The 12422-nt window shown below is 61.9% G+C and carries 15 protein-coding genes; 13 read left to right on the forward strand and 2 right to left on the reverse strand.

Translation table 11 applies throughout. From position 1 onward, the window contains the following. Position 1: 1 nt before the first annotated feature. The 7 genes from NK214_RS12095 (at position 2) to NK214_RS12125 (ending at position 6569) form a co-directional block, all read left to right on the forward strand. Positions 2-532, forward strand: a complete 531-nt coding sequence (locus NK214_RS12095) for a hypothetical protein (protein WP_253314601.1) — start codon at positions 2-4, stop codon at positions 530-532. Between the two features lie 9 nt (positions 533-541). Further along, positions 542-706, forward strand: a complete 165-nt coding sequence (locus NK214_RS12100; protein ID WP_227105147.1) for a DUF2635 domain-containing protein — start codon at positions 542-544, stop codon at positions 704-706. Positions 707-763: 57 nt separating this feature from the next. Continuing rightward, on the forward strand, positions 764-2245 hold the full coding sequence (locus NK214_RS12105) for a phage tail sheath subtilisin-like domain-containing protein (protein ID WP_253314602.1): 1482 nt from the start codon (positions 764-766) through the stop codon (positions 2243-2245). Between the two features lie 57 nt (positions 2246-2302). Beyond that, positions 2303-2671 carry a phage tail tube protein gene (locus NK214_RS12110; protein ID WP_253314603.1) on the forward strand — a complete coding sequence of 123 codons (369 nt, stop codon included), beginning with the start codon at positions 2303-2305 and terminating at the stop codon, positions 2669-2671. After that, positions 2671-2946: a phage tail assembly protein gene (locus NK214_RS12115; protein WP_253314604.1), complete on the forward strand. Its 276-nt coding sequence runs from the start codon at positions 2671-2673 to the stop codon at positions 2944-2946. Before NK214_RS12110 ends, NK214_RS12115 begins: the two co-directional genes overlap by 1 nt. A gap of 144 nt (positions 2947-3090) precedes the next feature. Then, positions 3091-5127, forward strand: a complete 2037-nt coding sequence (locus tag NK214_RS12120) for a hypothetical protein (RefSeq protein ID WP_253314605.1) — start codon at positions 3091-3093, stop codon at positions 5125-5127. Further along, on the forward strand, positions 5124-6569 hold the full coding sequence (locus NK214_RS12125) for a DNA circularization protein (RefSeq protein WP_253314606.1): 1446 nt from the start codon (positions 5124-5126) through the stop codon (positions 6567-6569). The genes NK214_RS12120 and NK214_RS12125 overlap by 4 nt, the downstream gene beginning before the upstream one ends. A gap of 1 nt (position 6570) precedes the next feature. Here NK214_RS12125 and NK214_RS12130 read toward each other — a convergent pair whose 3' ends face one another. Both NK214_RS12130 and NK214_RS12135 read right to left on the reverse strand, forming a co-directional pair. Beyond that, positions 6571-6822: a hypothetical protein gene (locus NK214_RS12130; RefSeq protein WP_253314607.1), complete on the reverse strand. Its 252-nt coding sequence runs from the start codon at positions 6820-6822 to the stop codon at positions 6571-6573. Between the two features lie 5 nt (positions 6823-6827). After that, positions 6828-7157: a hypothetical protein gene (locus NK214_RS12135; protein WP_253314608.1), complete on the reverse strand. Its 330-nt coding sequence runs from the start codon at positions 7155-7157 to the stop codon at positions 6828-6830. A gap of 82 nt (positions 7158-7239) precedes the next feature. On the opposite strand from NK214_RS12135, the gene NK214_RS12140 reads away from it, so the two are divergent. From NK214_RS12140 to NK214_RS12165, 6 genes are read left to right on the forward strand one after another with little or no spacing between them, the layout of a single operon-like run. Next, positions 7240-8358 (forward strand): phage baseplate assembly protein, encoded by a 1119-nt coding sequence (locus NK214_RS12140; protein WP_253314609.1) that lies wholly within the window; start codon positions 7240-7242, stop codon positions 8356-8358. After that, positions 8355-8960, forward strand: a complete 606-nt coding sequence (locus NK214_RS12145; protein WP_253314610.1) for a phage baseplate assembly protein V — start codon at positions 8355-8357, stop codon at positions 8958-8960. Before NK214_RS12140 ends, NK214_RS12145 begins: the two co-directional genes overlap by 4 nt. A gap of 2 nt (positions 8961-8962) precedes the next feature. Next, a complete protein-coding gene (locus tag NK214_RS12150; RefSeq protein WP_253314611.1) occupies positions 8963-9406 on the forward strand; it encodes a phage GP46 family protein in 444 nt (147 codons plus the stop codon). 1 nt (position 9407) lies between these two features. Further along, the gene (locus NK214_RS12155) at positions 9408-10544 is read left to right on the forward strand and encodes a baseplate J/gp47 family protein (protein ID WP_253314612.1); all 1137 of its coding nucleotides are present in this window, start codon (positions 9408-9410) and stop codon (positions 10542-10544) included. Positions 10545-10553: 9 nt separating this feature from the next. Next, positions 10554-11150: a YmfQ family protein gene (locus NK214_RS12160; RefSeq protein ID WP_253314613.1), complete on the forward strand. Its 597-nt coding sequence runs from the start codon at positions 10554-10556 to the stop codon at positions 11148-11150. An 8-nt stretch (positions 11151-11158) separates the two neighbouring features. Next, entirely contained in the window at positions 11159-12418 is a 1260-nt protein-coding gene (locus tag NK214_RS12165; RefSeq protein ID WP_253314614.1) for a hypothetical protein, read from the forward strand. Positions 12419-12422: the final 4 nt, after the last annotated feature.

The following is a 12422-nucleotide window of genomic DNA, read 5'->3' on the forward strand; positions in this document are numbered from 1 at the left end:
CATGCTTTACCGCACGGAACTGCGCCAGGCGGTGGTGGCGGCCCTCCTGCAGGCCAATACGCTGGCGGCCCAAAAGGTCTATGCCCCGCGCGATCTGCCGACGACGCCGGCATCAATGCCGCTGATCCTGGTACAGACCCCGCTTGAACGCAAAGTCAGCCTGGGGCGTCATGCGCCGCTGTTCACCACCACGGCCACCATAGCAGTGAATGCCCGGGTGCAGGGTGCGACCGTCCAGCAGGTGGAGGCCGACCTTGAAACGCTGTGCGAGCAGATCGAAGAGGCGGTGCTCACCGATTACACCGTACTGAAAATGGTGCAGCAGGTGGCGGCGGTGGATACCGAGATCGATGTGACCTCGGAGTCGCGCAGCCACCTCGGCGAGGCATGGATTCGCTTCGACATGGAATTCCCTCAGGCGTACCGCCCGACCATCACGCAGTCTCTGACCGACATGGAATTAACCGCTACGGTCACCAGCGAGGGCGGCGCCCAGTCGCCACCGACCACCATCGGCATCCCCCTTACATAGGAACGAACCATGTACGTGTATCCCGCCCCCGGGCTCGTGATTCGCGACCCGGACTTGCATGACCTGTTGCCTGCGGCTGGGCGCGAGGTTCCCGACACCGACTACTGGCATCGCCGTGTGCGCGATAAGGATGTCGTTCTGGAGCCGCCGGCGTTGACCGACCCTGGCGAGTAAGCCCCACACCCCTACAGAACCCCGCTTCGGCGGGGTTTTGTTTTTGGAGCGTCGTGAATGACCATTCCATTCAAAAACATCCCGGCCAATATCCGGGTGCCGCTGTTCTATGCCGAGGTCGACAACTCGCGCGCGAACACGGCGCAGGCCAACCAGCGTGCGCTGATCATTGGCCAGATTACCGCCGCCGGCACTGGGGTGGCCAACGTGCCAGTGATCAGCCAGGGCGTCAGCGATGCGCAAACCGTTGGCGGACAAAACTCGATGCTGGCCCTGATGACGGCCAAGTACCGCCAGAACGACCAGTTCGGCGAGGTGTGGTATCTGCCCTTGGCGGATAACGCCGGTGCCCTGGCTGCCACGGGCACCATCACCATCGGTGGAGCGCCGACCGCGAACGGCACCTTGTACCTGTACGTTGGTGGCGTGCGCTACGCGATCCCGGTGCTGACCACCCAGACCTCGGCGCAGATCGCTACCAGCATCGCCAATATTATCGGCGCCGATGCGGCATGCCCGGTGACCGCTGCTGCTGCCGGCAGCGTGGTAACGCTGACAGCCGTCAACAAGGGGCCGTGCGGCAACGATATCGACCTGCGCATGAACTACCAGGGGCCGATCGGTGGCGAGCAATTGCCCGCCGGCGTGTCGGTGACCATCGCTCAGATGAGTGGCGGCGCCACGGCACCAGACATGACCACGGCGCTCGCCAACCTGGGCGACATGCCGTTCGATTTCATCGTCTGCCCGTTCAACGATGCCACCAGCCTGAATGCGCTGCAGTCGCTTCTCAACGACCAGACCGGGCGCTGGAGCTACTCCAAGCAGCTCTACGGCCATGTGTTCGCCGCCTATCGCGGCACGTTGGGTGCCCAGACCACGCTCGGCACCACGCGCAATAACCAGCACGAAACCATCATCGGTTTCAACGACAGCCCGACGCCGAACTGGCTCTGGGCCGCCGCGCTGGCCGGCGCTGCTGCGGTCAGTCTGCGTGCTGACCCGGCCACCCCGCTGCAGACCGTGGCGATTCAGGGGGTGCTGGCACCGCCGCTGCAGAGCCGCTTCGTCCTGTCGGACCGCAACACCCTGCTGTTCGACGGCATCAGCACCTTTATGGTCGGCCAGGACGGCACGGTCTACATCGAGAACCTGATCACCTCCTACCAGAAAAACGCGTTCGGCAACCCGGATAACAGCTATCTGGAGGTGGAGACCCTGTTCACGCTGATGTATGTGCTGCGCTTCATGCGGACGATCGTGACCAGCAAGTACGCACGGATGAAGCTGGCCGCAAACGGTACCCGCTTTGCCGCCGGCTCGAACATCGTCACGCCGGACATCATCCGCGGCGACCTCATCGCAGCCTACCGCGAGCTGGAATACCAGGGGCTGGTACAGAACGGCGACGCGTTCAAGCAGGGCTTGATCGTCCAGCAGGACAGCAACAACCCCAACCGCGTCAACGTGCTGTGGCCGGGCATCCTGATCAACCAGCTGCGCATCTTCGCGCTGCTGGCCCAGTTCCGCCTGCAGTAATCAAACCAACCAAGCAGGGCCGCCTCCGGGCGGCTTTGTGCTTTATGGGAGCCGTAAATGGCTGATACCACCAACCTGCTGGCCGGTACCGCAACGCTGACCGTCGACGGCACCGCGTACATGCTGGAAGGCGACCTGTCGTACAGCGTGTCCAAGGTTTCGCGCGAGACCATGAAAGGCATGGACGGCGTGCACGGCTACAAAGAAACGCCGAACGCACCGTTCATCGCCGGTACCTTCCGCGATTCCAGCGGCCTGACCGTGGCGGATTTCAACAAGATGACCAACGTGACCGTGACCGCCAAGCTGGCAAACGGGAAAACAATCATCGGCCGCAATATGTGGACGGTCGAAACCCAGGAAGTCGAAACCGCCGAGGGCACCGTCAAGGTGCGCTGGGAAGGCATGAGCGTCGAGGAGGCGTGATGGCTGAAGAAAGCAAAACCGAAATTCCGGACGAGCTGACCATCGAGCTGCGCAAGCCGGTGGAGGTGGCCGGCGAGACGACTTTCGTGCTCGAGCTGCGCGAGCCGACCGTCGACGAATTGGACCGGTTCCTGAAGGCGATGGACAAGCACGGGCCGGTCGAGGCCACCAAGTTGCTGATCTCAGCGGTGTCCGGTGTCAACGTAGCGGTGCTGGGCAAGGTTGGCGCGCGCGATTTCAAGGCTGCTGAAAGCTACCTGTCCAATTTTTTCTGATCGCCCCGAACGGCATGCTGCCCCCGGACTGGGAAGCCGCCTTAGCGGAAGTGACCCGGTTTTACGGCTGGGGGCCGCATGACGCGTGGGGGCTCACCTGGTCGAAAGTGGAGTGGTGGCGCGGCCATATGATGAGGATGAGCAATGGCGGCTGAAAATCAATTCCGGTTGACGATCACGGCAGTGGACAAAGCCACGGCCGTTTTCAACCGCATCCAAAGTAAGCTCGGCTCATTCGGCAAGCGCCTGGACCTGAGTAAGAGCCTGGGCTCGCTGGACGGCAAGCTGGCCAGTATGCGGTTCGATACCCTGTCTAAGAAAGCCGCTGGCTTCGGCAGCACCCTGGCCAGGGCCGCCGAGCCGATGAACGTGGTGGTCGGCGCTGCGACTATTGGCGGTCTGGCCGCCGCGGCATCCAACTGGGCCAGCCTGGGCAGCAATGTGCTGAAGACCTCGCAGATCATTGGGGTGTCCACGCAGGATCTACAATCGTTGCGCGGCGCCGCCAAGTTGGCGGGCGTATCCGCCGAGCAGCTGGATGGTGGCCTGGCTCAGTTGGGCACCACGCTCAATGATGCGTTCTATGGCCGCAACATGCAGGCGCTGGCCCTGCTCAACAAGCTCGGCATCGGCATTCACCGAACCAAGGATGGAGCCATCGACACCACGCGGGCGCTGAAGGACCTGGCCGATGCACTGGCCAATCCGAAGATGAACGCCCAGACCAAGTCGATGCTGGCCGGCCAGTTCGGTCTGCAGGGGCTGTTGCCGATGTTGCTGGGTGGCAGCAAGAACTTGACCGCCAATCAGGGGCGCGCGACGCAGCTTGGGGCGGTGCAGTCCGATGCCGAGCTCAGGAAGGCGGCAGAGACCGAGCAGAAAAAGCGCGAGGCGGCGCTGGCTGGCCAACACGCGGAGAACTGGCTCGGCAGCACGATCAGCCCGCTGTACAACAAGATCATGGAGACGGCCACCAAATGGCTGTCCGAATCCCCAGGCATGACCATCGCCGGCAGCGCGGCGATGGGCGTGGCGGGAACCTGGATGGCCAAGAAGGCGCTGCAGGCGGTGGGGTCCAAGCTGTTGAATGCTGCTGCCAAATCCGCCGCGGCTGCTGTGACCGAAACAGGGGGCGCAGCAGCTGCCGCCACCGGCGCCGAGGTGGCTGGTACGCTAGGCGGCCTGGGCTCGGCCATCATGGCGTGGGTTTCCCGGTTGTGCGCGCCGGCCTACCTGCTGCTGCATTCCGATTCGCTCAACGCGGGTGAGAACGAATGGATCAAAAAGCGCATGCAGGATGGTGGCCTGGGCTCCAAGACCTGGCACGGCATGGATATCAATGGTCGCGAGTACACCGCACTGCGGGACAAGGCGCGCGGGGCCTATCAGCCGTGGTATGAGTTCGGCGACGAGAAAGACCTCGGCTATATGGAGCGCTACGTCAAGGAGCATCCAAAGGAAGCACCAAAGGGCTGGACTGCACAGGCTGCGGTATCACAGGACGACCCTATTTGGCGTAAACGAGGCATTCGAAACAATAATCCTGGGAATCTGCAGTTCGTCGGCCAGGCTGGTGCTCGGAAAGAGCCTGGGGCCGCGGGTCGTTTTGCGGTGTACGACACTCCGCAACAAGGTCTTGATGCCCTAGCGATCCAGATTAAACGTTACGCAAATGCCGGAAAGAATTCCGTTCGGTCGATCATTGAGCAGTTTGCGCCGCGCAATGAAAACAACACGGAATCATACATTGCGGGTGTAGCAAAGCATCTTGGTGTGAGCGATACCGCGCCTCTGGACTTCTCCCGGCGAGATGTTATGTCATCGGTAATGGATGCCATCGTCCGCAAGGAAAATGGGAAAAATCCATACCAACGGAAAATGTTGGATGCATCAGCAGCAGCTGCCGTTGACTACCAGGGGGTGTATGGCCAAAGGACAGTGCAGTCATCCGCTGCGGCTCGCAATGTCAATCAGCCGGCGGCTGTTGGAGATAGCAACGGTCAGATAGCCGCTTTGTTGGCTCAGTTAAACGACAACGTGTCCAAGCTGGGGCAACTCAAGGTTAACGTGCAAACGCACGTTACCGGGCTGCCGTCGGGTGCATCCGCACAGTCCAAGGTTGCAAGCGTTGGTGAATCGCCTCAATACAATTTCCCTATGCCTGAAATGGTGACTCCATGAGCTTTCAGGACGTTCTCAACGGCGTGCAGCAGGCCGCCGGTACCGTCAGCGGTGTGATGTCGGCTACTGGTCGGCTGCTCGATGCGCTCGGTTTGGGCGCGCCCAGCTACCAGGATCAGGTGCGGCCGGCGTCGTTCCGCGGCATTCCATTCGCCGTGTTGGCAGGCGAGGGCAGTTTCGGCCGGCGTAACGCCATCCACGAATATCCCAACCGCGATACCGTCTGGGTCGAAGACATGGGTCGGGCGGCGCGCAAAATCAGCCTGATCGGCTTTCTGGTTGGTGATGACGTGATCCAGCAGCGCGACCAGCTGATCGCCGCGGCTGAGACCGAGGATATGGGCGAGCTGGTGCACCCTACGCTCGGCACCATGTTCGTCAGCCTGATCACGCTGCGCGTCACGGAGAAATGGGACTCCGGCCGGGTCTTCGAAATTGCATTGTCGTTCGTCGAGTCCGGACTGAAGGAATTCCCGTCCGATACCACCGACACCGCTTCCGATGTACTGGGTGCGGTGGGTGATGCCAACTTGGCCACTGCCGCCGATTTCCTGCACCAGGTCGCGGATGCGGTCAAACAAGGCATTGCGATCGTGCAACAGGTGGTGAACACGGTGACGAAGTGGGTCGGCATCGTCAAAAACGTCATCAACGCGGCGCGCAACCTGTACAACGCGGTGCACAGCATCCCGGGCACCTTTGGTCGTTTCCACGGTTTGCTCGACTCGGGCTCCAGCTCCGGGGCGGCGCCGCGCAATGCCACGGCTACCGCCGTTGCGGTACGGCTGGCGATCGCGCAGGGCACCCAGGCACGGGCGACCGTGGCCAACAACCTAAGCAGCATGTCGTCGGCTGCTGGCGCACTGAGCAGCGGCTCGAGCACGATCAACGCTTTCTCTTCATCCGTACAGACGGTGGTTTCCAGCATGCTATCTGCATGCGCCAGCCCGCTGGACGGCATCAATGCGCTCACGCAACTGGCGCAGTTCACGCCGCCTGTGCTGGCGCAGGACAGCTCGCCGATCGGGCAGGCCATGACCACCGCCCAGAATGCCACTGCGGCGCTGCTGAGGCGTAGCGCTGTCATCGGCGTTTGCCAAGCTTCGGCCAGCTATCAGCCGAGCAGCTATGAAGGTGCCGCCGCGATGCGCGCTCGGGTCACTACGTTGTTGGACGTGGAAATTCAATCGGCTGCCGACCAAGGGCTTGATGCCACCTATCTGGCGTTGCGGCGGTTGCGCGCGGCGGTGGTGGCCGATTTGACCGCGCGTGGCGGGAAGCTGTCGCGCATGACTACGGTGAGCACGCCGGCGCCAGTGCCGGCCCTGCTGCTGGCGCAGCGTCTTTACCGCGATCCAGCTCGGGCCGATGAACTGGTGCAACAAGCTGACCCGATCCATCCGGCGTTCATGCCGGTCAGCTTCAAGGCATTGGCGCAGTAGCTTACGGCGTCACCATCTCTGGCATCGGGTATCGCTTCATCAGTTCGGCCTGCTCGGCGCTGGAAATCGGCTTGACCGGGCCTCGCTTGACCTTCTGACAGAAGAAGGTGGTGGGATGGCCCTTCTGGTGGTAATGGATCGCTACAAGCGGCCCCTGCCGCTGGCACTCGGTCATCGTTTTGAACTCGGTGTAGGCCATTTGGCCGCCCTGGTAACCATCGGCGAAAACGAGGGTGAGTAAGAAAACGTACATGGCTTCTAGTCCACCAGTTCAAATTGACCGGGCTTGATGATTATGCGTTTTGAGCAGGCGGGGCAATTGAAGCCCGCAACATCGGCGTTGACTCGGACCGCTGTCGCACACTTTGGGCAGGGGCCTTTGAGGACCTTGGTTCGCTTTGAAAATAGCATCTTTATTCCAGTGAAGAACAGAATGAGCCCAAGGAACCAGCCAACATATGGAATAAATGCCAGCACGATGGCAATTAGGATTGTGCCCGCAAAGACAAAAAAATTATCAAGCACATGTGCCACGACGGATTTCTTGTAATCGCTCACGCATGACGTGGATTGCTTTTCTTCCTGCATGCTAGATGACCTTACGTCAAGATATAACCAATCATTCTGCATCAATAGACCGCCCGCGTGGCGGTTTTTTTATGGGCGCCGCATGGACGATCTCACCATTCTCACCGGCAAGGGCCAGGTCACCGGAAACGGTCAGATTGCTGGCAATAGCCGGATTACCGGCTGGACTGATATCCGCGTTACACGCGGTATCGAGCGGTTCCCATCTGGATTCTCGGTGACAATGACCGAGCGCTTTGCCGGTGATACGCGCGATGTGGTCGTCAAGCCTGGCGATCCGCTGCAAGTGTTGCTGGGCCAGGACGTAGTGGTCACGGGCTACGCCGATCGCTTTGCACCCAGTATCACGGCCGGGCAGCACAGCATCTCCCTGTCCGGCCGCGGCAAGTGCCAAGACTTGGTGGACTGCTCGCACGCGTGGAACGGCTGCCAGATGTCTAACGTGACCGTGCTGGCGATCGCTCAGGGCCTGAGTGCGCCCTATGGTGTATCAGTGACGGCCCTGGCTGATGTCGGCGCGCCCATTCCGCAGGTAAATCTGGCATGGTCAGAAACACCATACAGCGTGATTGAGCAGCATGCGCGCTATCGGCAACTGCTGGTCTACGAAGACGAATACGGCAATCTCGTGCTGGCCCGGGCCACCATGCCAGACAAGGGCGGCGATTATCCGGTGATTGAGGAGGGGAAGAATATCGAATCTGGAAATTCGATGTTCTCAATGGACTCGCGCTTCAGTGAATACGTGGTGCGGCGCTTGTCGATCGATCTCATGTCGGATGTCGGTGGTGGCCCTGATGTACTAGCGGTCGTTACCGATCCTGGCGTGCCACGCTTCCGTCGGCGCAGCCTCATCGCCGAGACTGGTGATGGTGCCGATTTCACAGTGTCAAAGGCTCGTGGCAATTGGGAGGCGGCGCGCCGTGCCGGCCGCAGCCTGCAGGTAAATCTCACCGTGGATAGCTGGCGCGATGGCTCCGGCAAGTTGTGGACCCCAAACACGCTGGTGACCGTCCGGGCGCCATCGCTGCGGCTGCAGAGCTTGACCTGGCTGATTGCTGAAGTGACCTACCGGCGCGATGCGACCGGCACACACGCCGACCTGGTGCTGATGCCGCCTCAGGCGTTTTTCCCGCAGCCCATCCTGCTGTTCCCTGGGCTGCAGGACGTGGTGCCCGCCAATGGAGCTTCTCCGAAATGATCCAGCAATTCGAACGCCTGGCGAACCGGCTTTGGATGTTGGTTGGCCGCGGCAAAACCACCACCGTTAACGACGCCGGCCCGATCCAGATGGTGCAGGTACAACTGGGGGCCAACGAGGTGCGCGACAACACGCGCCGCGCCGCCGAGTATGGCTTCACCAGCAGCCCGCCAGCAGGCAGCGACGCAGTGTTGGTATTTGTCGGCGGTGACCGCTCTAACGGCGTGATCATCGCCACCAACCACCAGGCTTCGCGTCTGAAGAACCTGCAGCCGGGCGAGGTGGCGATCTTCGACAACCAGGGCCAGTCGGTCTATCTGACGCGTGCCGGTATCGTGGTCAATGGTGCCGGGCTGCCGCTGACGGTCAACAGCACGCCGGTGGTGACCGTCAACGCAGCCACCAAGATTGCCCTGAACACCCCGGAGCTCGACGTATCCGGCCAGATCAAGGCCGGCGGCGACATCACTGACAACAGCGCGAGCAGCGGCAAATCGATGGCGCAGATGCGCAGCATCTACAACAGCCACGGCCACCCGGTGCCGGGCGTCCAGGCCGGCAGCTCGACTGTGAATACCAATCCGCCCACCCAGCAGGAATAACCATGGCAGACATCTCGACGGTCTGGTCGCCGCTGATCGGCGCCGCCGACTGGCAACAGCAGGGGCCGCTGCTGGCCAGCGGCAACGATCTGGAGACGGCCATCCTCATCAGCCTGTTTACCGATCGCATTGCCGGCCAAGCCGATGCGATTCCGGATGGCACCGGCGATCCGCGCGGTTGGTGCTGTGACGACCCAGCTAGGCCGATCGGCTCCCGGCTGTGGCTATTGCGGCGGGCCAAGCAGACCACGGAAACCGCCAATCGCGCGCGCGACTACATTGTCGAAGCGCTGCAATGGCTGATCGATGACGGTGCGGTGATCAAGTTCGACGTGCGCGTGCAATGGATCGGCCCCGGCCAGCTCGGCGCCTGGGTCGTGGCTCATCGAGCGGATGGAACAAAGGCCGCCCTGCAATACGACTGGGCATGGAAGGGGATGAACTGATATGCCGTATATCCGGCCAACGCTATCCGACCTACAGAACCAGGTCGCTCAGGACATCGGCGCGGCGCTACCCGGCAGCGATGGCCTGCTGCGCTTCAGCAATCTTAGTGTGCTAGGCAAGGTGCAAGCCGCGCTGGCCTACCTGCATTACGGCTATTTGGACTGGATCGCCAAGCAGGCAGTGCCGTTCACGGCTACCGGCGAGTACCTGCAGGGCTGGGGCGCGCTGAAAAAGACAACCATCAAGCCGGCCACCCAGGCCACCGGCCAAGTGACCTTTCCCGGCGTGGTCGGCACGCCGTTGCCCAATGGTTCCGCCATTAACCGCGGCGATGGGGTCGGCTATACCACCACGGCCGATGCCACGGTTGGCAGCAACGGCTATGTGACCGCGCCGGTCATTGCCAATGCCGATCCGCAGGGGTTGACCGGTGCATTTGGCAACACTGCCGCCGGCACCGCGATGACGCTGGCCGCCGCAGTGGGTGGCATTACCTCGAGCGGTACGGCTGCCACCGCGTTTACTGGTGGCGCTGACCTTGAGGCCGACGACGCGTTCCGCCAGCGCGTGCTGATGGCCTACCAAATCACTCCGCAGGGCGGGGCCAACAACGACTACGTGACCTGGGCGCTACAGGTGCCCGGCGTGACCCGCGCCTGGGTAGCCAACAACGGCTTTGGTGTCGGCACTGTGGTGGTCTACGTGATGCTGGACAGTGCCGAGGCCGCCAATGGCGGGTTTCCGGTCGGTAGCAATGGTGTGTCGCAGTACGACCAGGGGCCCGGCGGTGTGCCGCGCGGCACGGTCGCTACCGGCGACCAGCTGACGGTGGCCAACTACATCTGTCCGCTGCAGCCAGTGACGGCTCTGGTCTATGTGGTGGCCCCGACGGCAAACCCGATCAATTTCACCATCAAAGGCATCCCCGCCGGCTCGCAAGCGGCGGCCAGGACGGCGATCTCCAACGTCTTGTTGCGCCAAGGCGCGCCGGGCGGCCAGATCAACCTGGCCAACGTCTGGACTGCGATCGCGTCGGTGTCGGGCGTCAGCGACTTCCTGATCCTATCGCCATCCGGCGCGGACATCACCAACCCGACCGGCGCACTGCCGACCTTGGGCACGGTCACCTTCCAATAACGAGGTCACATGCCCGCACCCAACTACTCTGCGGCCGATTACCTGGCCGCGATGCAGAACCTGTTGCCACAAGGCAAGGCGTGGCCGCGTGAGCCCGGCGCGGCCCAGACGCAGGCACTCTCCGGGTTGGCGCCGGTCTACGCTCGCCAGCACGCCCGCGCCAACAACCTGCTGGCGGATGCCTTTCCGGCGTCCGCTTACGAGTTGCTGCCGGAATGGGAGTCCACGCTCGGGCTGCCCGATCCGGTGCTCGGCATGGCTTCGACCGTGCAGGGACGTCGGCAGCAGGTGGTGGCCAAGCTTACGGCGGTGGGTGGCCAGTCAGCTGCCTATTACCAGTCACTGGCCGCTGCGCTGGGCTACAGCATCACCGTCACCAACTACGCGCCGTTTCGCTGTGGGCAAAGCAGCGCCGGGCAGCCGGTTGGTTCGCAAGACTGGTGCCACACCTGGTCTGTCAATTCTGCGCTCAACACCATTATTCGTTTCTCTGCTGGCCAGTCCGGTGCCGGCGAGCCGCTGGCGAGCTGGGGTAATGCGCCGCTGCAAAGCCAGATTCAGGCAGCGGCCCCCGCGCATACCGTGGTCCAGTTCCACTACTCATGAGGTAGCGAATGTTTCAAATAGATAACTCGACCGCTGCAACCGCGCAGCCAGCCTCGACAAGCCCGGGAACCCCGGGCTTTTTTACTGATGGCAACCCGGTCAACGGCACGGCGCCGACGGTGGTTCCGGCCGAATGGCTGAATGCGGTGATGATGGAGCTGGTCAACGTTGTGACCGGCGCCGGTTTGACGCTGAGCAAGTCGTCGTTCAACCAGGTGCTAACCGCGGTCAAGCGGCTGGGCCAGAAAACGGTGGTGCTGACCGATACCGGTGCTGCCAACGCCTATACCGCGACCAATTCGCCGGCGCTGGCAGCTGGCGATTTGGTCGCCGGGCTGGTGCAACAGGTCAGCATCGCGCATGCGAATACAGGCACATCGACCTATTCGCCGGATGGCCAAACCGCGGCCCCGATCTACGGCCTTGGCTTGCAGCCTCTACAGGGTGGTGAACTGCCTTTGGGTGGTGTCGCGGTATTGATGCGCGCGACTATTGCGGGTGTCAACAGCGGCAACCCGATCTGGATTCTGATGGAGTGCGCTGGCGGCGCGCAGCAGGTGCCGAACGCAACGCAGAGCCAGCATGCGGTGGCGTTGGGGCAGATCGCCCAAGCCATCGGAACGACCGCACCGCAGTTTGACAGCAGCTTGAAGCTGGCGACGACCGCGTTTTTGCAGCGGGCCATGGGTAACCACAACAGCGTGGTGGGTCTTACTGGGAGTGCCACGCTGACACAGGCTCAGCTGGGTTCGTTCGTCGAGGTGACGGCCGGCACCGGCGTGGTGATCACGCTTTGTAGTGCTACTGGCGCCGGTGGAGGCGCATTCCGCCTCTACAACAACACTGCGAACAGTGTGACGGTATCGGCCGCCACCGGGCAAAACATCAACGTCAATCGCACCAATGTGTCCAGCTTCACGCTGATGGCTGGCGAAGCGTGCGACATCGTTACCGATGGTGTGAGCTGGACTGTTATCAACGGCATCGGCGCATCATCCCTTGCTGCTAGTGGCTATCAGAAACTGCCGAACGGGTTGATTTTCCAGTGGGGGCCGTTCACAGCAAACAATGGTGCATCGAACACAATTACGCTCCCTATTACCTTTCCCACCGCCACGGTTTTTGTCTCCGCGATGACTGGTGCTGCGTCAGGTACTGACTTTACGGTGCGCAGCGTCACGTTTGTTGGAAAGAGTAACTCTCAGTTTATTGTGAACGTTGTGCCAGCCTCTAGCTTTTCAGGCTACTGGATGGCAATTGGTTACTGAGGAC

The sequence above is a fragment of the Chromobacterium sp. S0633 genome (genome assembly GCF_024158805.1).
Classification (GTDB): Bacteria; Pseudomonadota; Gammaproteobacteria; order Burkholderiales; family Chromobacteriaceae; genus Chromobacterium.